The 25273-nt window shown below is 36.0% G+C and carries 25 protein-coding genes and 1 tRNA gene; 7 read left to right on the forward strand and 19 right to left on the reverse strand.

From position 1 onward, the window contains the following. The first annotated feature begins 5 nt into the window (after positions 1-5). From AACP56_RS09190 to AACP56_RS09215, 6 genes are all read left to right on the forward strand, one after another. A complete protein-coding gene (locus AACP56_RS09190; protein ID WP_339338713.1) occupies positions 6-2195 on the forward strand; it encodes a DUF7133 domain-containing protein in 2190 nt (729 codons plus the stop codon). After that, complete coding sequence (locus AACP56_RS09195; RefSeq protein ID WP_339338711.1) at positions 2164-2883, forward strand: 3-keto-disaccharide hydrolase; 720 nt, start codon at positions 2164-2166, stop codon at positions 2881-2883. Before AACP56_RS09190 ends, AACP56_RS09195 begins: the two co-directional genes overlap by 32 nt. Positions 2884-3234: 351 nt before the next feature. Further along, positions 3235-4017, forward strand: coding sequence for a leishmanolysin-related zinc metalloendopeptidase (locus AACP56_RS09200; RefSeq protein ID WP_339338709.1), 783 nt, complete (start codon positions 3235-3237; stop codon positions 4015-4017). Between the two features lie 58 nt (positions 4018-4075). Then, on the forward strand, positions 4076-4732 hold the full coding sequence (gene rpe, locus AACP56_RS09205) for a ribulose-phosphate 3-epimerase (protein ID WP_339338707.1): 657 nt from the start codon (positions 4076-4078) through the stop codon (positions 4730-4732). Further along, positions 4732-5715, forward strand: a complete 984-nt coding sequence (locus AACP56_RS09210; protein WP_339338705.1) for a YpdA family putative bacillithiol disulfide reductase — start codon at positions 4732-4734, stop codon at positions 5713-5715. The genes rpe and AACP56_RS09210 overlap by 1 nt, the downstream gene beginning before the upstream one ends. Further along, complete coding sequence (locus AACP56_RS09215) at positions 5708-6454, forward strand: hypothetical protein (RefSeq protein WP_339338703.1); 747 nt, start codon at positions 5708-5710, stop codon at positions 6452-6454. The genes AACP56_RS09210 and AACP56_RS09215 overlap by 8 nt, the downstream gene beginning before the upstream one ends. Here the strand turns inward: AACP56_RS09215 and AACP56_RS09220 are convergent. The 9 genes from AACP56_RS09220 to AACP56_RS09260 all read right to left on the reverse strand — a co-directional run bounded on the left by AACP56_RS09220 (position 6451) and on the right by AACP56_RS09260 (position 13767). Continuing rightward, positions 6451-7014 (reverse strand): hypothetical protein, encoded by a 564-nt coding sequence (locus AACP56_RS09220; RefSeq protein WP_339338701.1) that lies wholly within the window; start codon positions 7012-7014, stop codon positions 6451-6453. The two genes, AACP56_RS09215 and AACP56_RS09220, sit on opposite strands and share 4 nt — an antisense overlap. A gap of 1 nt (position 7015) precedes the next feature. Continuing rightward, on the reverse strand, positions 7016-8059 hold the full coding sequence (locus AACP56_RS09225) for a D-alanine--D-alanine ligase (protein ID WP_339338699.1): 1044 nt from the start codon (positions 8057-8059) through the stop codon (positions 7016-7018). Beyond that, positions 8059-8781, reverse strand: a complete 723-nt coding sequence (locus AACP56_RS09230) for an NRDE family protein (protein ID WP_339338697.1) — start codon at positions 8779-8781, stop codon at positions 8059-8061. The genes AACP56_RS09225 and AACP56_RS09230 overlap by 1 nt, the downstream gene beginning before the upstream one ends. Continuing rightward, entirely contained in the window at positions 8769-9254 is a 486-nt protein-coding gene (locus AACP56_RS09235; protein ID WP_339338695.1) for a DinB family protein, read from the reverse strand. The genes AACP56_RS09230 and AACP56_RS09235 overlap by 13 nt, the downstream gene beginning before the upstream one ends. A gap of 4 nt (positions 9255-9258) precedes the next feature. Beyond that, on the reverse strand, positions 9259-9912 hold the full coding sequence (locus tag AACP56_RS09240) for a LysE family transporter (protein ID WP_339338693.1): 654 nt from the start codon (positions 9910-9912) through the stop codon (positions 9259-9261). A 31-nt stretch (positions 9913-9943) separates the two neighbouring features. Continuing rightward, positions 9944-10387 carry a YHS domain-containing (seleno)protein gene (locus tag AACP56_RS09245; protein WP_339338691.1) on the reverse strand — a complete coding sequence of 148 codons (444 nt, stop codon included), beginning with the start codon at positions 10385-10387 and terminating at the stop codon, positions 9944-9946. A gap of 72 nt (positions 10388-10459) precedes the next feature. Beyond that, positions 10460-12076 (reverse strand): glutamate synthase-related protein, encoded by a 1617-nt coding sequence (locus AACP56_RS09250; RefSeq protein ID WP_339339915.1) that lies wholly within the window; start codon positions 12074-12076, stop codon positions 10460-10462. Between the two features lie 83 nt (positions 12077-12159). Beyond that, positions 12160-13338, reverse strand: coding sequence for a glycerate kinase (locus AACP56_RS09255; RefSeq protein WP_339338686.1), 1179 nt, complete (start codon positions 13336-13338; stop codon positions 12160-12162). An 81-nt stretch (positions 13339-13419) separates the two neighbouring features. Further along, complete coding sequence (locus tag AACP56_RS09260; protein ID WP_339339927.1) at positions 13420-13767, reverse strand: LytR/AlgR family response regulator transcription factor; 348 nt, start codon at positions 13765-13767, stop codon at positions 13420-13422. Positions 13768-13842: 75 nt separating this feature from the next. On the opposite strand from AACP56_RS09260, the gene AACP56_RS09265 reads away from it, so the two are divergent. Continuing rightward, a complete protein-coding gene (locus tag AACP56_RS09265; protein ID WP_339338684.1) occupies positions 13843-14211 on the forward strand; it encodes a nuclear transport factor 2 family protein in 369 nt (122 codons plus the stop codon). A 200-nt stretch (positions 14212-14411) separates the two neighbouring features. On the opposite strand, the gene AACP56_RS09270 is transcribed toward AACP56_RS09265, so the two are convergent. The 10 genes from AACP56_RS09270 to mraY form a co-directional block, all read right to left on the reverse strand. After that, positions 14412-14485: transfer RNA gene (locus tag AACP56_RS09270), tRNA-Arg, on the reverse strand. A 10-nt stretch (positions 14486-14495) separates the two neighbouring features. Then, positions 14496-14948, reverse strand: a complete 453-nt coding sequence (locus tag AACP56_RS09275; RefSeq protein ID WP_339338682.1) for a GatB/YqeY domain-containing protein — start codon at positions 14946-14948, stop codon at positions 14496-14498. Positions 14949-15051: 103 nt separating this feature from the next. Continuing rightward, complete coding sequence (gene ftsZ, locus AACP56_RS09280; protein ID WP_339338680.1) at positions 15052-17010, reverse strand: cell division protein FtsZ; 1959 nt, start codon at positions 17008-17010, stop codon at positions 15052-15054. A 26-nt stretch (positions 17011-17036) separates the two neighbouring features. Next, positions 17037-18368, reverse strand: coding sequence for a cell division protein FtsA (gene ftsA, locus AACP56_RS09285; RefSeq protein ID WP_339338678.1), 1332 nt, complete (start codon positions 18366-18368; stop codon positions 17037-17039). A gap of 3 nt (positions 18369-18371) precedes the next feature. Beyond that, positions 18372-19091 (reverse strand): cell division protein FtsQ/DivIB, encoded by a 720-nt coding sequence (locus AACP56_RS09290; RefSeq protein WP_339338676.1) that lies wholly within the window; start codon positions 19089-19091, stop codon positions 18372-18374. Next, positions 19081-20433 (reverse strand): UDP-N-acetylmuramate--L-alanine ligase, encoded by a 1353-nt coding sequence (gene murC / locus AACP56_RS09295; protein ID WP_339338674.1) that lies wholly within the window; start codon positions 20431-20433, stop codon positions 19081-19083. Before murC ends, AACP56_RS09290 begins: the two co-directional genes overlap by 11 nt. Further along, positions 20430-21521, reverse strand: a complete 1092-nt coding sequence (gene murG / locus AACP56_RS09300) for an undecaprenyldiphospho-muramoylpentapeptide beta-N-acetylglucosaminyltransferase (RefSeq protein WP_339338672.1) — start codon at positions 21519-21521, stop codon at positions 20430-20432. Before murG ends, murC begins: the two co-directional genes overlap by 4 nt. After that, positions 21508-22710, reverse strand: a complete 1203-nt coding sequence (locus AACP56_RS09305) for an FtsW/RodA/SpoVE family cell cycle protein (RefSeq protein ID WP_339338670.1) — start codon at positions 22708-22710, stop codon at positions 21508-21510. The genes murG and AACP56_RS09305 overlap by 14 nt, the downstream gene beginning before the upstream one ends. A gap of 6 nt (positions 22711-22716) precedes the next feature. Beyond that, positions 22717-24051 (reverse strand): UDP-N-acetylmuramoyl-L-alanine--D-glutamate ligase, encoded by a 1335-nt coding sequence (gene murD / locus AACP56_RS09310; protein WP_339338668.1) that lies wholly within the window; start codon positions 24049-24051, stop codon positions 22717-22719. A gap of 1 nt (position 24052) precedes the next feature. Beyond that, on the reverse strand, positions 24053-25273 hold the full coding sequence (gene mraY, locus AACP56_RS09315) for a phospho-N-acetylmuramoyl-pentapeptide-transferase (protein WP_339338666.1): 1221 nt from the start codon (positions 25271-25273) through the stop codon (positions 24053-24055).

Raw genomic sequence — 25273 nt, forward strand, 5'->3', positions numbered from 1 at the left:
ATTTAATGAGGCTTTTTGTTTGTGTATTACTCTTCTTATCCTTCAGCTCATGTAAACATGAGTATCAAGAAACTACAGTAGACTTATCTAGTTATGAAATTGAGGATGGATTTCATATACAAGCACTTGCGGCCGAACCCTTAATTGAAGCACCTATAGCAATTAGTTTTGATGATTCTGGAAGAATATGGGTATTGGAAATGACTGGATACATGCAATCTTTAGAAGGTATAAATGAAGACGCTCCAATTGGTCGCATTGTCGTTTTGCAAGACAAGGACAATGATGGTATTATGGATCACACCAAAGTATTCCTTGACAATTTAAAATTGACACGTGCCCTTCTACATATAAACGGTGGTTTGCTACATGCGGAACCCCCATTTTTATATTTTACTGAAATACAAAAAAACTTGACTCCAGGAAAAACAATAGTAGTTGATAATGAATATGCCGTTGGTGGAAATGTTGAACATCAACCTAATGGATTACTATTGAATATTGATAATTGGATTTATAGCGCAAAGGCATCTAAAAGATACCGTTTAAAAAATGAGGAGTGGCTCACAGAAGACACATCGTTTAGAGGGCAATGGGGCATTACAAGTGATAATATGGGGAGGCTTTTATATAATGACAACTCCAACCAAATTAGAGGAGATTGGGCGATTCCCAATATACTTAACAAGAATCCTTTATATAAGTCAAGCTCAGCTATCGGTAATAACCTGGTATCTGATCAAAATGTATATCCCCTAACTGCAACAGCTGTCAATAGAGGTTATCTCCCCGATATGTTGCATGCAGATGGAAAATTAAAAAGGTTTACGAGTGCTTGTGGTCCTTTATATTTAGAAGGGAAATCATTTCCAAATGATTATCAAGGGAATGTTATGGTATGCGCCCCTGAAGCCAATCTTATAAAACGTAACATTTTAGACTTTAAAAATCTTAAAATTACTGGTGAGCAAGCTTGGAAAGATAAAGAGTTTATTCGTTCATCAGATGAAACTTTTAGACCCGTAAATCTCTATAATGGACCTGATGGTGCGTTATATATTGTTGATATGCATAGGGGCATTATTCAACACAAAACATATATGACCAGCTACCTTAGAAATAAGTATATGGAAAAAGGCCTAGATACGGTAATTGGCATGGGAAGAATTCTAAAAGTTTCAACTCAAGGGAATAATAAGCATAAAAACATAGACTTAACGTTATTAAATGGTTCTCAGCTAGTTGACTCACTAGCATCTAAAAATATTTGGATTAGAAATAGGGCGCAACAGCTTATTATTTCAGGAAAACATACAGCTCTGAAAAAGCAACTTGTAGAGGTTATTGAAAAAGACCTGATTGAGATCAGTAAAATACACGCCTTATACGCTCTAGAAGGACTTCAAAAATTATCCTTCCCAGATATTGAACTTTCTAATATTATCAATCAACCAAAATTCATGTCACACGTTATAAAGTTGTATGCAGATAGAGGTAAAAAAATTAAGGACACCCATATAGAAAATCTTTTAAATGCTAAAAATGAAATGATTGACTACTATTTAGCCTATTACTTTTCTAAAAGATTAAATGCTAACAATGAAGCCTATCTTGCTACACTTATGGAGAGGTATAAAAATGAAGATTGGTTCTTGGAACCAATTCTTTCCGGAATTCACCAAACCACATTTAATTTAAGAAATTCATCAAATAAAGGTTTTAATAAAATTGTAGCCAAAATAGATTCTTTGGAACAACAAGCTAAAACTGAGAAAAAACAGATAAATGAAAGTGATGGTTTAACCAAAGGACGATTACTTTATATGAAATATTGCGCAACATGCCATGGACCAGATGGTGGTGGAAACAAAGATTTGGCACCACCATTACTTAATTCTGAATATGTATCAGAAGAAGAAGAAAAATTAGCTGCTGTTATGCTTTATGGGTTAAAAGGCCCTATTTCTGTAAATGGTAAGAAATTTAACTTTTCTAATTCCATGCCTGGTGTAGGAATGAATAAGAATATTTCAGATGAAAATATAAAAGATATTGGTAATTACATTAGAAATGCCTTTACTACCTCTTCCCAATCTTTAACCAGTAAACTCGTAGATAGCCTTAGAAATTTACCAAGACACTTAGATAAAATGTATACTGAAAATGAGCTTCAACAAACATATTCACACCATTAATTTCATATTTGGGTTATGCCTATTTTTTTTCGCTTGTAAACAACAGCCAAAGGAAGAATGGATTAATCTTATACCTGATAATTCCTTAGCTGGTTGGGAAGTGAAAAATGGTATGGCCAAATATGTTGTATTGAATAATGAAATTATTGGCACTACACTAATGAACACTCCAAACACATTTCTTTGTACCAAAACTATTTACGATGATTTTATACTAGAGTTTGAGGTCATGGTTGATCCAAAAATTAATTCTGGAGTACAGTTTAGGAGTAACAGTTATCCTGATTTTAATAATGGGCAAGTGCATGGTTACCAAGCAGAAATAGACCCAAGCAATAGAGCTTGGAGCGGGGGAATATATGAAGAAGGGAAAAGAGGCTGGTTGTACGATTTAAAGAACAATCCTGAAGGTCAAAAAGCTTTTAAAAATGGTACATGGAATCATTATCGTATTGAAGCTATTGGTAATAAACTGGTAATCTGGGTAAATAACATCAATACTGCCAATTTAAAAGATAATGATACCAAATCTGGTTTTATTGGACTTCAAGTTCATAGTATAGGTACTGATTCTTTGAATTCGGGCAAAAAGATAAAATGGCGAAATATTAGAATTTTAACCAAAAATCCTTCCGCGTTTAAAACAACACCAACCGCCCCGTTAAAAGACACAACTAAAAAAGATTAATATTCTGCCCACTTCAATCAAGTAAAAATCATCTGAATTTTGATTTTTTTACCATCAATTCAAATTTAGTAGTGCCTTCACTACTGGCCTCAGATTTTGTCTACTTGTAACGTGGTATTCAAATGGTAATAAAAGTGAAGTTGATTGGTTTCATTTAGATGTAATGGATAGTGTTTTACACCTAATATTTAATTTGGAATGCTGGTAATAAAATTCATTCAAAAACATGCAATAATGCCTTTTGACATTCTATTCAATATTTCATTATTCTGTTAAAATTTCTATGCACAAGGCTTAAAAAGTATTCCTGTTCGTAAATAAATAACAAAACAATATCAAAACTTGTTATTTATGGGTTTTACAATAGAAATTCGGTTTTTAGGTGGACTTACTTCAAGTCAACAAATAGTTTTTGAAGAGGCAAGTTCTAGATGGTCAGAATTAATTACAGGCGACCTCCCCAGGGTGCAATTGGCTAATGGTGAAATTATTGAAGATGTTCGTATTGATGCTCAGGCAGTAAATATTGATGGCTCATTAGGGATTTTGGGACAGGCAGGACCAACCCAACTTAGGGCAGAAAGTTTTTTGCCTGCTACTGGCATCATGCAATTTGACACTGCAGATTTAGCACGTTTGGAAGCTGAAGACAGTCTTAAAGATGCAATAATCCATGAAATGGGTCATGTTTTAGGTTTTGGGACGCTTTGGTCTTCTCAATTTTTAAACCTTATTACTGGTGAAGGTTCTGAAAACCCAACTTTTACAGGGACTAATGCAATCCGCGAATATAAAATACTGAGGCAAGAAGAAAACCTGATTAATGTTCCTTTGGCCAATACCGGAGGACAAGGTACTCGCGATGGACATTGGAGGGAAGCAATTTTTTCCAATGAATTGATGACTGGCTTTATAAATATGGGCGATAACCCAATTAGCCGTTTATCGATAGCGGCTTTTGAAGATATGGGATATACCGTTGATTATAACAAATCAAACGAGTACAGGTTACCAGAAGTGTTAACATTGAAAAACCTAAAGGAATTAAATCAGAACAATCAATGTAAAATGTGCAGCAGCAAAATATTGCGATGTGATCCCATAATCCTACCTAAAACTGCATTCATAGATTAAAAAAATAGGTGAACTAGCCAAAAACCATTTCCTTATTTTTGCACTATAGAATGCAACAATGAGTAAAAAAGTAGCACCTTCCTTATTAGCAGCAGATTTTGGAAACCTGCAAAGAGATGTTGAAATGGTCAATAACAGTCAGGCAGATTGGCACCATATTGATGTTATGGATGGCGTATTTGTTCCAAATATCTCATATGGGATGCCAGTCATAAAATCCATTCAAGAACATGCGAAAAAGCCGCTGGATGTACATTTAATGATTGTTGACCCAGATAGGTATATCGATACTTTTGCAGAGCTTGGGGCAGAAATACTTTCTGTTCACTACGAAGCTTGCACTCATTTACACCGAACGCTACAAGCTATTAAAAGTGCTGGCATGAAAGCTGGAGTTGCCTTAAACCCGCATACTTCAATACAATTATTGGAAGATACTATCCAAGATATAGATTTGGTTTGCTTAATGAGTGTTAATCCTGGTTTTGGGGGACAGTCATTTATAGAAAATACTTATCAAAAAGTTATCGATTTAAAAAAATTGATAATCGAAAAAAATACGACCACGTTGATTGAAATTGATGGCGGTGTAAATTCTGATAATGCTAAAAAACTTACGGATGTGGGAGCTGATGTACTCGTCGCCGGTAGTTTTGTATTTAAAAGTGAGTATCCCACCGAAACCATTAAGAATCTCAAAGAAGCCATTCGTTAATGCAGCACTTTGATATAATAATTGTAGGTGGAGGCCCAATTGGTATTGCTTGTGGATTGGAGGCCAAGAAAAAAAACTTGTCCTATCTCATTATCGAAAAAGGACCAATTGTAAACTCCCTTTTCAATTACCCCATCAATATGCAGTTTTTTTCTTCTTCGGAAAAATTGGAAATAGATGGGATTCCCTTTATTAGTAAAGAAGCCAAGCCAAAACGCAATGAAGCATTAGAATACTACAGAAGAATAGTAACCTCCAATGATTTAAAAATAAGTCTATTTGAACAGGTTGAAAAAGTTGAAAAGCTACATGATAAATTCACTGTAGAAACTTCTAAATCAAACTATACGGCATCAAATATTATTTTAGCCACTGGTTTTTATGACTTGCCCAACAAAATTAATGTTCCTGGAGAAGATTTACCCAAAGTCTCCCACTACTATAAAGACCCTCACTTTTATGCTAGTCAAAAGTTAGCAGTCATAGGTGCCAGCAATTCTGCCATTGATGCTGCTTTGGAGTGCTACCGAAAGGGTTCTGAGGTAACTTTAATAATTCGTGGTCCAGAAGTTGGAAAACGAGTCAAATACTGGGTACGGCCAGATATCATAAATCGAATTAAAGAAGGAAGCATTAAAGTTTACTACAACGCTACCGTTAAAGAAATTAAAGACAAAGAAATACTAATAAATACTCCTGATGGTTTAGTTACAATTCAAAATGATTTTGTCCTTGCCCTAACGGGGTATAAGCCCAATTTTAACTTTCTTAAAAATTTGGGCATTGAGCTTTCTAATGATAAAAAATTGTTGCCTACTTACAATCCTGACACAATGGAGTCAAACGTAAAAGGGCTCTATCTAGCAGGGGTTATTTGCGGTGGAATGGAAACGCACAAGTGGTTTATTGAGAATTCCCGTGTCCATGCTCCTATGATTATCTATTCCATTCTCCAAAGTATAAAAAAACCGCACTATGAATAAACAACTACACTTGGCTATACAGTATTTGGCTACTGCTGGAAAAAGTTTTTTGGAACATCGCTCCGATGATAGTCATACCAACGTAGGTTTTTTTATCGAAGACCAAACCCTTCGAACATGGAATTTAGATGATTTAGGCACCTACTTGGCCTTCAGTTTTGAGGATTTTGCATTGCAATGGAGTTTCAAGAGCAATAAAACATCCTTTGAACTTGACGGGAAACCCCATGATGAAATCGTAGACTGGATTTCAAAAATGGCTACCATATCTTCTTTTAAAAAATCCTATGGCTACGATTTACATTATGACCTGCCTTGTACAGTTTCAAATGACTTTAAATTTGAGTTATCTAATCCAAAAGATTTGAACCAATTATTGCAACTACGTATTTTAGTTCAGCATGTCTTATTACAATTCTTAAGTGATGAAAAGTTGGAGTCCGATATTCGTATTTGGCCACACCATTTGGATACAGGCGCTTATGTAGAACTGAATGATGGCTCTGGAAAATCTATAGGTATGGGTATGGCTATACCAGATTCAATCTCTAATGACCATTATTTCTACATGAGTGGTTATAGAGGTCATGATAGCTTAAAAACAGATAGTTTTCCTAAGCTTACCTATGGTGAATGGAAAAATGATACGTTTAAAGGTGCTATCCTTCCAGCAACTTCTTCTGGTGAGGAAACGGCAGTTAGATTTTTTAAAGAAGCCTTTAAAGCTTTTACCGATTAAAGTGAGAATTGATATTGTAAAGAAACACTGCCAATAAAGCCCTGTTCTACCTCATCACCACTTGTAATTGCATTAATTTCCCGACCAAAACCTAATGTAAGTCCTATTTGGGATTTTGTATTTTTAATAGGTAAGAAATAACCGCCCTCTAGCCAGGGTTGTATCACTAGGGTATAAGTACTTCCAGATACTAAACCATCAGCAGGGCCAATATCTGTCCAATCAATGGTTAAACTCCAGACATCTAGATTTAAACCTGCAATAAATTTCCCCTTTCCAGAAGGAAAATGTTTTCGATAGCCTATAGAACCTCCAAAACCAGTACCTTCTTCCGTTTCATTAAAATCACTAAAGTCTTGCCTATCAACAATATTCAATCCTAATCGAAATAATAAGGAGGAATTTTCTTCTACATAGTGCTCTAGATTCACGGTTGGAATAATACCAGCAGGGTAAAGTTGTACTGAAACACCCAAATCTGTCCTTTTATCCGACGTATTTTGTGCAGTTAAAGAAATAGAACCTAATACGATTACTAAAAGTGTTGTTCTAATATTCATTTTAAACCAATTTTAGTTGTTCTTCCAATAGACTATTTGCCTTTAACATAGCTCTACCATCTTTAAAACTTAAATAAGGGTAACCCCTTTTATGATTTATAATACTGATTTTACATAAATAATTCCAGTGCTTAAAAATCTCTTTCCATGCAAAAAATAAGGAGTGTTTTGGGTCATAGATATGTGTAGCTTCTCCTCCTGCCCCATTTATTTCAATAATTTTAAATTTTTGCCCTTGAGAAAGGTCTTGGAAGTTATCATAAAGCACATCTAATCTGCCGTAATAAAATTCTGGCATACGCATGCATATTGCATCAATAATCTTCTCAAGACTTGGGTTAGTTTCAGCGCTTTTATCTATAAACTTAGCCCCTCTGGTGTGACTACCATAAGGAACCAAAATAAACTCTTCCCCCTCTTTTAAAACTTGGTCTAACTTACTTCCAAACTTCTTAGTCAACGCATATAACTGAAAATGGCTTCTAGGGTTGTTTTTAATCAGTTCTAATATGCTCCTTTTTCCATCGCCAATTACAGAAAGAAACTCTTTAGCTACTATACCCGTTATCTTACCACTCTTTTCTCCAGGGATTCTAACATAGAAAATTCCAACCTCCTTAGCATAGGGTATTAGTTCTTGAACTAAAAAATTGGTAGGCGTACGGTCAATATATAATTGTAAATCTTCAAGATCATGAATTTTATCTACTCCATAGGCTTTCATTCCAATATCTGGCTTGGCAATGAATGGAAAATTAATTTTGCTAGAAGCTATTTGTTTTTCAATATCTTCCAGTGCAGTTTCCCTTTCAATAAGAATGGTTTTCGGTATGTATTCATTGGGGATTAAATTATAAATATCATTTTTTGATTCCATTGCCATTCCACCATTTTTCATAGAAGGATTGGCTGCGTTAAAAAAGAAAAAAGAACGAGCCTTAATAGAAAGAAATACCCAAACAGGAAATAACGGATAATATATGGCCCAAAGAGGCCAATACTCCCAATGAGTCAGCTTATGCCATTTTAATCTTAAAGAGTCCATTAAAACTGATTCATCAATTGATTTACTGGAAGCTCAACCGTGTTTGTATCGTCTTTCAACAAATTAATGTGTTTTAGACAAATTTTTTCTTTTCCCAAAACAGCTTGTGTTACGCTAAATGTTTTTAGACCACTTGCTCTATCTATTACAAAGCCGTTTTGAAAATCTTGATGATTGTTAGAATGAAAATCTATAATTGTACTTGTATTTATATCATTCTCATCAATAAACTTTGAAAATAGCTCTTCCCGCTTGTTAATCGCCATCTTGCTGTAAAGTGTAGCCGATGACCATATATAGCTTTCAGAACTATCCAAAAGTTCAATAAATCTATCTTTCCCATCCCATCTTAATTCCACTACCTTGCCTTTTTCAACCACTATGACCGTAAAAGGTTCAATATTCATCAAGTCAGTCTCCTCTAGATATATTTGTGGATTGTGATGACCAACAATATCCAAAACGACCAGTCCCCTACTCTTTTCATAATTACCTGTAGACTTGTGGTTTTCAAACGCACCATTCAATAGTACAACAGCAACGTTTTTTTCATTAACGGCAAACCATGTACCACCAGCTTTTGGGTCTTTAGGAAAAACAACTTTAAGTCCATTAATAAGTTCCACTTTTGGCTTATAAGCTGGAGACCTCGAAATATGTTCGTCTCTATTGGATGTGATTACAAAAGAGTCTTTTCTGGGAATAAAACTTACTGTACACATACCTTTCTGTGCTGTATGGTAGATGGGGCAACACCAAAAGAATCTGGTAATACCATAGTGGTCATAGCCTTAATCCCAACTTTAATTAAAGCATGATGATGAATTGCATGTTCTAAATTATACATGACTTCTCTGTAGTAATTAGAATTTAAGCATACCTCATCTTCACCTAATTCATAGTTGATTTTAAGTTCTTTATCAGGCTTTTCTAGGTTTTCTTGTATTGTAACCAATTGGGCTAGTGCAATAGCTTTATCTTCTTCTATCGTTTTGTTTCTCTCCCTCTTATCATAACATACATGCGCAGAATCATATCCAGCAATTAAACACTGATATAATTCTATGATATGTCTTGTATGTTGTCCTATTGTTGCACTAGAAAGTTCGCCACAAGACATTACATAGCATTCTTGGGGGAGCTGTAACAATATTTCCTTGAATTGTTCAATTGTCTGAACTGAGGAGTTGAACATAAGCTTATTGGATTTTGAATTGATGGCGTTTTTTAAATAATAAAAATAAAAGATAGAAAGAAAAACCGAGGTAGAGCAAGCCCAATATAAAATTGCTTATCTGCGCATATTGCCCATAACCAGTAACGATTAATTTTCCTGCAAAAATAAAGACTATCAGCCCTGTCAGAGTTCCAGCACCAATACCAAACATATAGCTTGTGAATGAACTGGTATTGTGCTTAAGTATTTTTTTTGATTCTAAAACCTTATTCCATGTGAGCCAAAAAGGTACTTGAAGTGGGTTTAGCGCACTAAGCAGCAAGCCCAACAAAATAGGAGAGGTTATTTTTGGCAATATCGATTTAGAAGTAGCTATATCCTCAATATGTACAGCGGTAATGAAACTAGATATTGCTAAATATAGAAGAAGTAAAACCCCTAAAGGCAATAACAGATAAATCCATTTACTATTCAGTTTTACTTTTTGACTACCCCATAATGTTAAGCGAACATAAATAAGTTCGATAAAAATAGCTGCAAAAGAAAACAAAAGTGCGTTTTGAACATTTTGGGAAGCAGAAATATCAAAAGCGGTAATATTTAGGCTTCCTAAAGGCAAGGCTCCTAAAAAACTAATCAAAAGACCAGCAACCAGAACTTTTAAATTTGCAACCATAGCTAACATTCAAAAATCAATAAGAAAATTATTAATTCTTGATTTTTTCCCAATTCTTATCTGCCTTAACCCTAAGGTTTTCAGGTGATTCTTTTTCCCAAAGTGCCAAGGTGTTGTTCTTACCTGAATTATAGAACAAATACAATTCCCCATTTCTTATTTCAAAAGTTTCTGGATTTACAGGTACTTTTTTACTTGAGACTGCTACTGCGTAAGCACAATAACCCCCATACTTTGGCAGGTACTGCTTTGGATTGTTTTTAAATTTTTTAAGGTTTTCTTGGCTTGAGAACTTAAATTTTACTTTATCATAAGTGGTAACAAATAAATCATTACCCACAACTGCTTTATTATCAAAATAGGCAACAACATCATAGCCTTTTGCCACATATCCTTTTTTGGTATTATAGTCTATGGATTGTGCCAAACCTATATATCCAACAAGGCAAAAAACTAATAACAGTACTTTTTTCATCTTAATAAATTAATTTATCTACGTAAGTATGTCTTGATGAATATGATTTCCTTTCAAATTATAACATAAAACTTATCCTTTGACCCCAGCAAAAGGAATTCCTGCCAGCTCATGCATTTCTTTTTTAAAAGTAGATAAATCATCATAATTAAATTTGGATATATCGTCATACCCACAAGAACGAGCTATTACTTTTATCAAATCATTTGTAGCATTAAAAAAGTTAGCCAATTGCTTTGCAGATGAATCAATAATTAATCTACTGCGCAAAGATTCCTTCTGTGTGGCAATACCAACAGGACAGTTATTTGAGCCACAAGCTCTCATACCTAAACAGCCTATTGCTTGTATAGCAGCATTAGAAACTGCAATGGCGTCTGCACCAATCATCATAGCTTTTGCGAAATCTTCAGCTATTCGTAAACCGCCAGTTATAATTAGCGTTACATCTGTTGCTCCGACTTTATCTAAATACTTTCTTGCCCTTGCTAAAGCAGGAATAGTAGGTACATTTATATTGTCCCTAAGAATAGTAGGAGCAGAACCTGTCCCCCCTCCTCTACCATCGAGAATTATATAATCGACCCCAACATCTAAAGCGAACTGAATATCTTTTTCTATATGACTCGCCGCTATTTTAAAACCAATTGGGATTCCACCAGTGTGTTCCCTTACTTTCTTTGCAAATGCTTTAAAATCTTTAACCCCATGAAATTCAGGAAAAGTTGCTGGGCTAATTGCCGTCTCCCCTTCATTTAATCCACGTACTTCTGCAATTTCCTTGGTAACTTTATTTCCTGGTAAATGACCTCCGGTTCCCGTTTTGGCTCCTTGACCTCCTTTAAAATGAAATGCCTGAACATTATCCAATTTATCCCAAGAAAAACCAAATTGGGCAGAAGCCAACTCGTAAAAGTATTTTGAATTGTTTTTTTGTTCATCTGGAAGCATTCCACCTTCACCTGAACATATTCCCGTTCCGGTCATTTCCGCTCCTTTAGATAATGCAATTTTAGCTTCTCTAGAAAGTGCTCCAAAACTCATATCACTAACAAACAACGGTATATCTAAAACCAGTGGCTTTTTTGCTTTTGGCCCAATAATTACTTTTGTGGCTACTTCCTCATGGTCCAATAACGGTCTTAAAGCCAGCTGGGCAGGGAGAAACTGGATGTCACTCCATTTTGGCAAGGTATTTCTATCTACCCCCATGGAAGCAGAAAATCCATGATGTCCTAAATTTTTTAATCCATTTACCGCTAATTCTTTAATATAACCTGTGTAAGGCTCAGTATCTTCAGGATGTGTATCTGCATAAACTCCTAAATAAGCATCTCTATCAAAAGGTTGCGGATGTTCAGTTTCAAACGCTGCAACCTCATTTTCATCTATTTGGAGTGAATCTCCATCCACATATTCCTGAAACTTATGTAATTGCTCATCATTATTGTATTCACTAATCCCTGTATCATAACGGTAGTCCCACCCATGAACACCACAAATTAGGTTGTGACCATCTATATGACCATCTGATAATAGTGCTCCTCTATGGTGGCATCTACCATACAGTACAGAAATACCCGATTCATGTTTAATGATTACTAAATCGGTGTTTTTAACTAAAGCATAAGCGGGTTCTTTTTCTTTTAAACTAGATATTTTGGCAATTTCAATACGTTTTTGAGTCATTGGATTGGTTCTAATGATTGGACAATATTTAGATTGAAAATAAGCAATCAACTAATCACGTTTAAGGTAAAGGAAAAAATAATCTAAACCAATAAATCAAGATTTCTAATAAATAACGCGATGAAGAATAATTGTTTATGAATTATTTGTTCACCAAAATTATATGCAGCCTGAATCAAGTTTCCATAGCTATTCTTCATAGCTACCTCCAAACTTTCCGTTTCTTTAGAAACTGCAACAACATAATTTAACCCTGCTTCATCCTGTTCTTTCGGAGTAAGTAGAACTGAACCACATAGAGCCGCAACCGGAATTCCTTTTCTTTTAGCAGAAGATAATACTCCTGCGATAGTTTTACCAGAAAGTGTTTGTGCATCTAACCTGCCCTCTCCTGTAATTACCCAATCGACATCTTTAATAGCATTATCAAAATCTGATATTTCTTTAATTAAATCAATACCGGATTTTAACCTAGCATTTAAAAAAGCTACAGCTCCACCGCCTAATCCTCCTGCAGCGCCGCAGCCATTTATATTTTGCACATCAATTCCTAATTCAGATTTTATAACTTTTGCAAAATTTTTGAGTCCCATATCCAACAATTTCACTTCTTCTGGGTTTGCTCCTTTTTGCGGCCCATAAACATAAGCTGCTCCATCAGGTCCATAAAATGGATTGGAAACATCACAAGCTACATTTACTTTCACATTTGCTAGACCTTTGTGAATTGAACTCTTTTTAATAGTGACTACATTAATAAGGTTAATTCCTGTAGGGCTTAATCTATTCCCGTCACGATCTAAAAATTCAAACCCTAAAGCAGAACCCATTCCCATGCCTCCATCATTGGTGGCGCTTCCTCCAATACCTAAAATAATTTCTTGGACCCCTTTATTTAGAGCATCAAAAATTAAATTCCCAGTACCTAAAGAAGTGGTATGCATACAATTTAATTCACTCTTATTAAGCAACTTATATCCTGAAGCTTCAGACATCTCAATAAAGGCTGTCTTTTTATCATCAGAAAGTAAATAGCTAGAATGTATTGGCCTAAATAACGGGTCAGAAACACTCAATTCTACTGAATCTGCATTTAAATAGGTTTTCACTACTTCTATGGTGCCATCACCACCATCGGCCAAGGGTAATTTAATGATATTTGCATCCGCAAAAACCATCCGAAGCCCCTTTTCAGCAGCATCACAAAACTCTATACCTGTAAGAGAACCTTTATATTTATCGGGTGCAAGTACAAATTTCATAGGTTCTTAAATTAGTAAACTATTTCCGAACAAAAACGGCAAAATTATATTGTGCTTTAAAATAGGCTAAAATTTTATGGCTTACCTATTACCATTCCAAAGATTATCCCCTAAAATTTTGGGCACTACGGCCTTTCTGTAATTTCTGCTCAACGGAATTTTATAAATACCTATTTGAAGTTCATGATGGACTACTCCCTCTATTTTATCAAGAGCTACGATATACGATTTATGAACCCTAATAAAACTATTGGAGTCCAGTTTCTCCTCAACATTTTTTAAAAACAAAGGACTTACATATTTGCGTTTAATGGTCTGGATAATCACATAATTCAGCATGGCCTGCACAAAAAGGATACCATTATAGTTTTCAGCTGCCGTTAGTAAGTACTCGCTAAAAGCACCATCTAGAAAGCGGTGATTTTTTATTTTAAGATTGTGTTAATGGAAGTTTTTGAGTTTCATTTTTTTGTATTTTAAAAATCTAATCAATAAACAACCATCATGAACACGAATGAAATTGCACAGAAACTGGTAGACTCTTGTAAAAAAGGAGATTTTGAAACACCATATAAGGAGCTCTACAGCCCAAAAATTGTTAGTATAGAAAATGACGGAACCGGTGAAGGAGGACGGGCTGAAGGTTTTGAAGGAGTACAGAAAAAAGGAGAGTGGTGGCAAGAAAATTTTGAAGTACATAATACTAATGTATCAGAACCTCTGGTAGCCGATAATTGGTTCTCGGTAAGGTTTGAAATGGACACCACCCATAAACCCTCCGGACATCGTTCTACCATGTCAGAGATAGCGGTATATGAAGTAAAGGACGGAAAAATTGTAAAAGAGCAGTTTTTCTATGATGAAAATGAGTAGACTTATAAATTACGTTTAAAAAGAAGGACTGAAAAAGTTTTTCAGCCCGTAAACTATCCGGCATTAGTTATAGTGAATCAAAAAATCCCATTGCCTCATATAGAGAGTCTTTGTATTTATCTAGGATAATTACAGGTTTGAAAGTAAAAACTATTGCTAGTAAACAAAAAAGCAGGCTAATCGCCTGCTTTAAACTAATGTGACCACGGAGGGATTCAAACCCCCGACCGTTGGAGCCGAAATCCAATGCTCTATTCAGCTGAGCTACGTGGCCTTATTTTCTATTAAGAACTAAGCTTTTGCTTAACTATTGTAGAAATAGTCTTCCCATCTGCCTGACCAGCTAGCTCTTTAGATACCATGCCCATTACCTTACCCATATCTTGCATTCCAGATGCTCCAATACTATCAATGGTTTGGACAACTACCTTCTCAATTTCATCTTCGGTCAATTGTTCAGGCAAAAACTTTTCTATCACAGCAACTTGTGCCAATTCTGGGTCTGCTAAATCGCTACGACCTTGTTCGGTAAAAATAGCTGCACTGTCTTTACGCTGTTTTACTAATTTCTGCACCAATTTTACCTCTTCCTCTTCAGAAAGTCCATCACCTGCTCCTTTATCTGTCTGTGCTAATAAAATAGCAGATTTAATGGCTCGCAATGATTCTAAGGCTACAGTGTCCTTAGCTTTCATAGCTGCTTTCATCTCTGACATTATCCTTTCTTGCAAACTCATTTTCGTCATATTTTGGTGAGCGAAGATAAAAAATAAACCCGAAAGTAGGTTTCCATCTTTCGGGTTTAAACGTTCCATTAAAATGGACGTAAACTAAACACTACTAATCAACATTATCATGCAAAAACGAATTATTGGAACGCAACTGAATCTCATCATTGCTATCCTCACCCAAACTCATTCTAGACACTTTTTGTTCTTTCGGGCCTTCTTCTAAATCTACCCCCTGTCTTTTATACGCAGGCTGCTTTTCTATCTCATCTATACTGTTTCTATTGTTTTGAAACTTATAATTGAAGTTCTTTAGCTTTTTTCTTCTTTCATCTGCCCTTTCCTTTAATAAATCATCAATTGAACTATTGAAAGGGTCTACTTCTTTAGATGCATCACCTCCGGTAGAAGCTTCAGTTTTTATTGTCTTCTTTTCAAAAACCAATTCATCCTCCATCAACTTAGGCTCATGGGTTTCCGCAACCGACCTAGCACCGGTCAACTGGGTTTCCAACTCCATATACTCTTCTAGATTATAGCGGGTCTCTCCTTCTTTATTGTAATCCATTACAGGACTCACCTCTATATATTCGTTTACATCAATATCCTTTGCCTCCTCACCCAAGTCAAAGGTGATGGTATTCTCCTTTTCTTCTTCAGTGTTATCATTGATTGGCATGTCAAAAGTCAATGCAAATTGATCTTCTTCCTCTTTAGTGGAAACTATTTCAGGGTCAACTACTTCAATATCGTTTAAAACATCTTTTGCTTCGATAATGATAAACTCTTCATCATGATTTTCTGCGATAGTTTCTTTAACTGGCGCAACTACTACCTCTTCATAGAACACATTAAAGTTTCTAATATAATTGGTAGTTTTAATCAAATCAGATTCTGGCTGCTTAACCTCCGGCTCCTCTATCTCTTCTTCCAATTGATGTTTTATTACTGGTTCTTCTTCAAGAGAAACATTAATATCATAAGCTTTAGGTGAATTCTCAGCACTTAAATCATGAACAGCTTTTTGCTCATCTTCTAGTGTGTGTATAATTCGTTTAGATTCTGTATTTACGATATCATCTTGCTGATCACTTGCAAAACCTGTAGCAATTATGGTCACTGCTATTGCGTCACCTAATTCTTCATCTTCACCAATACCCATAATAATATTGGCTCCATGGCCGGCTTCTAACTGAATAAAGTCATTGATTTCGCCAATTTCATCAATAGTAATTTCCTGACTGCCTGAAACGATAAGCAACAATACGTTTTTAGCTCCTGTAATTTTATTGTCGTTCAGTAGTGGAGAATCCAATGCTTTGGAAATAGCTTCATTGGCTCGAGCAGAACCTGAAGCATTTGCTGACCCCATAATAGCAGTACCACTATTGGAAAGCACTGTTTTGGCATCTCTAAGGTCGATATTCTGAGTATAGTGATGTGTTATTACTTCTGCAATACCTTTGGCAGCTGTAGAAAGTACTTCATCCGCTTTTGAGAAACCAGCTTTATAGCCCAAGTTTCCGTAAATATCACGCAACTTATTATTATTAATTACAATTAGCGAATCTACATTATCACGTAATTTCTCAATTCCAGTTTGAGCCTGCTTGCAACGTGGCATACCTTCAAATTGAAAAGGTGTTGTAACTATACCTACTGTAAGAACCCCCATCTCCTTAGCAGCTTTGGCAATAATTGGAGCGGCACCCGTTCCAGTTCCACCACCCATACCAGCAGTAATGAAAACCATTTTAGTGGTGTGTTCCAACATACTCTTAATGTCCTCCATGCTTTCCATTGCAGCCTGCTCACCTACTTCTGGGTTTGCTCCTGCACCAAGGCCCTCCGTTAAAGAAACTCCCAATTGAATCTTGTTGGGTACCGGACTATTTTCCAGTGCTTGGGCATCCGTATTGCAGATTATAAAATCAACTCCGTTGATTCCTGCCTGGAACATGTGGTTAATGGCATTACTACCACCGCCACCTACGCCAATTACTTTAATCACGTTGCTTTTATTTTTGGGTAAATCAAAAGCGATATTGTCAAATTCGTTGCTCTTACTCATGGGTGTTCTATTTATTGATGATATTTTTATTCTGCGTTATCTAAAAAGTCTTTCAGTTTTTCCGACCATTTATCAAAAATGGACTTGCGCTCTTTTTGAATTGTATTTCCTGAAACCGAAGCCTGTGCATGGTCTTCAACTAATACGCCTTCTAGTTCTTGGTCTTGAGCTTCAACTTCTGGCATAGCGTTTTTAGCATTAGTTTCCAATGCATTCATTAACAAGCCAACTGCAGTAGCATATAGTGGACTTGCGATTTCCTCATCAGAATCACCGGCCAAATGCTCATTTGGATATCCTATTCTGGTATCCATCCCTGTTATGTATTCCACTAGTTGCTTTAAGTGTTTTAACTGGCTTCCACCACCAGTAAGCACAATACCTGCTATCAACTTTTTCTTTTGCTCTTCGTGACCGTAGTTTTTGATTTCCACATATACTTGCTCCACAATCTCCACTACTCTAGCGTGTATGATTTTAGAGAGGTTTTTAAGTGTAATCTCCTTTGGCTCACGTCCCCTTAATCCAGGAATAGAAACAATCTCATTATCCTTATTTTCTCCTGGCCATGCAGAACCAAACTTCATTTTTAGTAACTCAGCTTGCTTTTCTATAATGGAACAGCCTTCCTTAATGTCCTCTGTAATTACGTTACCTCCGAACGGGATTACTGATGTATGGCGGATAATGCCATCTTTAAAAATTGCCAAATCCGTGGTACCACCACCTATATCAATTAAAGCAACTCCAGCTTCTTTTTCTTCTTGGCTTAAAACTGCTTCAGCAGATGCTAGAGGCTCTAGCGTGATATTTGCTAAATCTAAACCTGCACTTTTGATGCAACGACCTATATTTTTTATAGAAGAGACTTGACCAACTACAACATGAAAATTCGCTTCCAAACGTCCACCGTACATTCCTATTGGCTGTTTTATTTCAGACTGACCATCCACTTTATACTCTTGTGGTAAAACATGGATAATCTCTTCCCCAGGTAGCATGACCAATTTGTATACTTGATTACAGAGCTTATCCAAATCATCATCATTTATTACTTCTTCTGCATCGGGTCTGGTAATGTAATCGCTGTGTTGTAAGCTTCTTATATGCTGACCAGCAATACCAACCACCACAGAACCAATTTTTAATCCAGAATTAACCTCTGCTTGTTCCACAGCTTGTTGGATTGAAGAAATTGTCTGTGTTATATTATTTACTACGCCACGGTGAACACCTAGGCTTTTAGATCTACCAGTACCTAAAATTTCAATTTTGCCGTACTCGTTTTCCTTCCCTATAATGGCCACAATCTTTGTTGTCCCAATATCTAACCCAACTGAATAATTACCCTGTTCCATAATTTATATTTTGGTGCAAACCACTTGGTTTTCAAATTCTAAACTCACTTTTGCGTACTTTTCCAACGTTTTATCTTTAGCTGCTTTCACATAGAATGCCATAAAGTTTTTGAACTTTTCATCAAGGTTTTCCACTCCGCCCAAATTCACAATAAAATTTTCTACCCTTAGCTTTAATTGATAACTCCCTTCATCTTCTATGTGAATTCCTATCACATTTTTTCGAAGAAAATCATCCTCATTTATAAACTCCAATATGACATAAGCATCCTCTAGGCTTTTCCCTGTAATCTTACCTGTTATAATAGGTACTCTTGCAGAGTGATGCCTTGACAATGGCATGCGATTTCCTGTGTCGTCCAAATAAAATTTAGAGACGCCCTCAACCCTTCCTAAAGGTTTTCGTTGAACAATTTTAGAAATAAGCTCTCCCTCAATTGAGAGATAGACTTGGGCATTTTTTACCATAGGGTCCGACTTAATTAAAGTCTCTATGGTATTCAAAACTACTTGTTCTTTTGCCCTATTTTTTACGCTCCCGTAATTTTGTATTAACAATTTATTAACCGAATCTTCCGTAAGATATAAGTTGTTGTCTCCCAAAAACTTAATAGAAATATCATCAACTTTTTTCTGTTTGCTCCTATGATCGGCAAAACCATAGAGGCCAACAATTGCCAAAAGCAAACCACTAATTTTTATGTAATTCCAATTAACTCGCATAAGCCAATTCATTTTTTAACTTAGAAACTTCAAGACCAATATCGCCTGCACCCATGGTGACCAAAACCTCTGGTTTAGAATCATTTATAGCATTTAACAAGCTTGATTTCTCTACTAACTTTTTATTTGGATTCTTTATTTTTTCCAATAGCCAAGATGATGTTACTCCTGCAATTGGCTCTTCTCTAGCAGGATAAATATCCAAGAGAAGTACACAATCAAATTTTGCCAAACTGGTTGCAAAGCCTTCTACAAAATCCTGTGTTCTAGAGTATAAGTGAGGTTGAAAAACAACGGTTACCTTCTTGTTGGGATGCATTTCTGAAACTGCTTGATACACTGCTTCAATTTCAGTGGGATGATGTGCATAGTCATCTATAAAAACAAAATCGTTCTCCTTTATCTGATAAGAAAATCTACGCTGTACCCCTTTAAAGGTTGCCAATGCTTCAGCTAGACGGCGTGGCTGGGAAACGGCCTGCGCCGCCATTGCAAAAGCAGCTAATCCATTAAGCAAATTGTGCTTGCCCGGTTTGTTGAAACGAACATCTGTCAATGTTTCTTCCGGAGTTTTCAAATCAAATATGTAGGTGCCATGTTCAATTACTATATTGGTGATACAATAATCCGACGCATCATCTATACCGTAGGTAATACCATCCATCGGCAATCCGTTACAGACAAATAATTTACCATCTGGTTTTATTTTTTTTGCAAATTCCTCAAAAGATTTTTTGATTTCGGCATCAGACCCATAAATATCCAGATGGTCTGCATCCATAGAAGTGATACAGGCCACATCTGGTGAAAGCTGTAAAAATGAGCGGTCATATTCATCTGCTTCTACAACCGAATAATCTGTTCCTTCCAGCACAAAATTGCTGTTGAAATCTTCGGAAATCCCACCTAAAAATGCAGTAAGAGGAGTTCCTGCTTCTTTTAACAAATGAGCTAGGATACTGGATGTTGTAGTTTTACCATGTGTGCCAGCTACGGCAAAACAAAAAGTGTCTTTTGTAATAATGCCCAATACCTCTGAACGCTTTTTTACTTGAAAACCGGCGTTTATATAATATTGTAATTCGTTATGCCTTTTAGGAACTGCTGGGGTATACACCACAAGTGTATTTTCTAATGTTTTAAATTCTTCCGAAATAAGGTTCACCCCATCCGTAAAATGAATATCAATTCCCAATTCCATCAACTTATTAGTTAATGGTGTTTGAGTTTTATCGTAGCCAGCAACATTCTTATTTATAAATTTGAAATAACGTGCCAAAGCAGACATTCCTATGCCTCCAATACCAATAAAATACACGTTATGTATATCTTTCAAATTCATTTTAATAATTGCTCTATTTCATCTACGATGGCTTCCGTTGCTTTTGGCAAAGCCAATTTTTTAATATTAACAGCTAATGTCTGTTGTTCTTCTTTTGAGTTTAAAACCCTATTAAAAACTAATTCAAAATCTTTGTCCAAATCCTTTTCTCGTAATAATATTGCTGCATTCTCTTTTGCCAATGCCTCAGCATTTTTGGTTTGATGATCTTCAGCTACATTAGGCGAGGGGATAAATACAGTTGGTTTACCCACCAAACATAATTCCGATACTGAACCTGCACCCGCTCTAGAGATAATGATATCTGCTGCCGTATAGGCAAAATCCATTTTGTTTAAAAAGGCTTTTACTTTTATAGTTTCAGACTCATATTTTTTATACTCATCGTAGTATAATTTTCCACACTGCCATAAGACCTGAATGCCTAGTTCTTTAAAGAAATTCAGTTCTTTTTCTATTAATTGATTAATACGTCTTGAACCTAAACTGCCACCTAAAACCAATAAGGTTGGCTGATTGGTTTGAAGTCCAAAAAAAGTGGACGCTTCCTCCTTGTGAACTTTAATATCTATTAAATCTGAACGTACTGGATTCCCTGTTTTTGCTACTACCGTTCCATTTGGAAAAAAACGTTCCATATTATCATAAGCAACACATATAACTTTAGCATTTTTAGCCAAAACTTTATTTGTTATTCCTGCAAATGAGTTTTGCTCTTGTAGCACGCAAGGCACTTTAGCAGTAGCAGCCATTTTCAACAATGGTCCACTTGCAAACCCCCCGGTGCCTATAGCAACATGGGGTTGAAACTGTTTTACTATTTTGCGTGCTCTCAACAAACTACTTATCAGTTTTATAGGAAACAGTAAATTCTTTACCGTTAGTTTCCTTTGTATTCCACTTATCCAAAGTCCTTCAATCTTATATCCTGCTTGAGGAACTTTTTCCATTTCCATTTTATCTTTTGCTCCAACAAACAAGAATTCTGCATTAACATGTCTTCTTTTTAATTCATTTGCTATTGCAATGGCAGGATAAATATGCCCGCCAGTACCACCTCCAGAAAGGATGAACTTATAATTGCCCACTTAATACTTCTAAAGGATTTGTATCATCAATCTCTGAGGATAATAGCTCCTCTTGTTTTTTATCACTTGCACTCAACACAATACCTATAGCCAAGCATGTCATCCAAATAGATGTTCCCCCCATACTTATCAATGGTAAAGGCTGTCCTGTAGTAGGGAACAATTGTACCACCACTGCCATATTTATAAATGCTTGAAAAACTATGGGCAGTCCTACTCCAATGACCAAAAGTTTCGCAAAAACCGTCTTAGCAGAATTAGCAACAACCACAATCCTGAAAAGCAAGAGCAAGTAGAAAAACAAAAGTCCTAAGCCTCCAATGAGTCCATACTCTTCAATGATTATGGCGAATATAAAATCCGACTCACTCTGGGACAGACTATTTTTCATTACGCTTTTCCCAGCACCTTTTCCAAAAAGACCACCTTGAGCTACGGCCATTTTTGCATCATTTGCTTGTCTCATTGCATCCGCACTGGCATTCTCTGGATGCATAAAAGTCTCTATCCTTGTTTTCCAAGTTCCAGCCCTATCCGGTAGTGATTCTGTCGCATTGAACAAGACAAATAAGAATGTACTGGCAATTACAATTCCCGTTCCAGTAATCACTAATAAATATTTTAATGGATATCCACCTAAGAAGCATATTATCAATGCCAAAACTCCAACGATGGCAGCTGTTGAAAAATTAGCTGGAAGAATTAACCCGACCACTAAACAAACTGGAAGCCATAATGGCAAAATACTCTCAGTAAAAGTGATTTTAGTTTCTCTTATTTTGCTTAAGTATCTGGCAATCCAAATCATTAACACAACTGTTGCCAATGTGGAAGTCTGAAACCTTACACCAATAAAAGGGATGGGAATCCAACGGTTGGCACTTACCCCGCCAATATTGGTTTCAACTGTCAAGGTGTATCCTAATAAAACCAAAACAATTGGCATTGCAATCAACACCAATCCTTTAAAATAGTGGGTTGGTATTCTATGCACCGCATAGATAATCATAAAGCCCAAAAACAATAGTACCCCATGTTTAATCAAGTGACTAATTGTTGTTCCAGTATCTTTTACATAAACTAAATTTGTACTAGCACTATAAACTGGCAGAAAAGAAAACAATGCCAAAAGGGCAACAATTGCCCAAATAGCTTTATCTCCCCTTAAGTTTCTCAGTTGTGCCAACATTTATATCTATAATTTTTTTATGGCTTCTTTAAATTGATTTCCTCTATCCTCATAATTCTCAAAAAGGTCAAAACTTGCACAAGCTGGTGACAACAAAACTGTGTCGCCTCGCTCTGAAATCTTATAGGCCACTTTTACGGCTTCTTCCATTGAGAAAGTTTCCACTAATGGCTCAACAACATTTCCAAAAGCTTCAATGAGTTTCGAATTGTCCATTCCTAGACAAATAATGCCTTTTACTTTTTCGCGGACCATAGGCATTAACTCACTATAGTCGTTACCCTTATCAACTCCCCCAACAATCCAAACAATAGGTTTTTTAATACCGTCCAATGCATAGTAAGTTGCATTGATATTGGTTGCTTTGGAATCGTTTATGTATTCTACATGGTTGATTTTTAACACTTTTTCCAAACGATGTGGAGCTCCTTGAAAATTCTGTATGCTATTAAGGATAGTTTCTTTGCGAACATTGACCAAAAGCGAAGCAAGACCGGCCGCCATGGCATTCTTTACATTGTGTTGGCCTTCTAAGGCTAAAAAATCTGTGCTCATTTTCAAAGTTTTTTGTTCTACGTTTATTCTTATGGTGTCTTTATCTAACCATGCCCCCCACTTTTGTTCTCTTTTAAGTGAAAAAGGCACTAATTTGGATTGAACTGGGTGTTTTTTTAACCAATTGACTATTACATCGTCGTCCGCATCATAAATCAAATAATCCGTCGCTTCTTGGTTCATAGCAATTCGGAATTTAGAAGCTATGTAATTTTCAAACTTATATTCATAGCGGTCCAAGTGATCCGGCGTGATATTGGTTATAATGGCAACTTTTGGCTTAAAATCAACCACTCCATCTAACTGAAAGCTGCTGATTTCCAGAACATAATGTCCAAAATCATTTTCAGCGACCATTTTAGCATAACTATCACCAATATTACCCGCCATTCCTACATCCAAACCACCCTCTTTAAGCAAATGATTAGTTAACATTGTAGTAGTGGTTTTTCCATTGCTTCCCGTAATTCCAATTATTGTGGCATCCGTATATTTTGATGCAAATTCAATTTCAGAAACTACTGGAACCCCATTTTTAAGTAACTTTTGTATCAAAGCAACTTTATCTGGTATTCCTGGGCTTTTCATTACCACATCAGCACTTAAAATCTTAGCTTCATTATGCTGATTCTCTTCCCATTCAATCTCAAAATGTTCAAGAACTTTTTTATATTCTTCTTTTATTTCTCCCTTATCGGAAACAAAAACTTGATATCCTTTTTGCTTCCCTAAAATAGCTGTACCCACTCCACTTTCTCCACCACCAAGAATGACCAGCGTTTCCATTCTATCGTACTTTCAGGGTAACTATGCTCACTATGGCGAGAATAATCCCAATAATCCAAAAGCGTGTTACAATCTTGCTTTCGTGATATAATTTCTTCTGATAGTGGTGATGCAAAGGCGCCATCAAAAAAATGCGCTTACCTTCACCATATTTTTTCTTTGTATGCTTAAAATACCCGACTTGCAACATCACGGAAAGTGATTCTGCAAAGAAGATTCCGCACAATACCGGAATCAATAATTCCTTTCTAACGATAATGGCTATGACAGCTATTACGCCACCTATGGTCAAACTACCTGTATCTCCCATAAAAACTTGTGCTGGATAGGTATTGTACCATAAAAATCCAACCAAAGCACCTACAAACGCAGCAATAAAAACCAGTAGCTCACCTACTCTTGGGATATAAAAAATATCCAAATAAGAAGAGAATTCAATATTACCAGATACTAGGGCAAAAATTCCTAAGGTCAATACAATTATTGCCGAAGAGCCAGCCGCAAGTCCATCAATTCCGTCAGTTAAATTTGCGCCATTGGAAACAGCAGTTACAATCAAAATCACAACAGGAATAAATATCAACCAGGCATATTTTTCCATTCCTTCTCCTGTCCAAGCAATAAAATCTGCATAATCCAATTCATTATCTTTAAAGAAGGGAACATTGGTCCTAACCGCTTTCTTCTCTTTCCCCACAACCCGTTCAACCGTAAAGTTTTCTGTAATCATGGTGCCATCCTTCTCCTTCATTGTCACCTCGGGATGGAAATACAGAACAATGCCTACAATTAGGCCCAAGACAATCTGACCCATAACCTTGAAGCGCCCTTTTAGTCCTTTTTTGTCCTTCTTAAAAATTTTTATGTAGTCATCTATAAAACCAATAATGCCCATCCAAATAGTGGTAACTATCAGTAAAATGATATAGATGTTCTTAACATCCGCAAACAATATGACAGGAATGAGCGTGGACATGATAATAATAAGTCCACCCATAGTTGGCGTACCGGTCTTTTCTTTTTGTCCTTCCAAACCTAAATCACGGACACTTTCCCCTATTTGCTTTGCCTGTAGGAACAGTATAATGCGCTTACCATAAATCATGGCAATCAACAGCGAAAACAATACGGCCATACCCGCTCTAAATGTCTGGAACTGAAATAAAGATGCTCCTGGCAGTTGATATTGTTTTTCTAAAAATTCAAAAAGGTAGTACAACAT

It is taken from the genome of Croceitalea sp. MTPC6 (assembly GCF_036985525.1).
GTDB lineage: Bacteria > Bacteroidota > Bacteroidia > Flavobacteriales > Flavobacteriaceae > Croceitalea.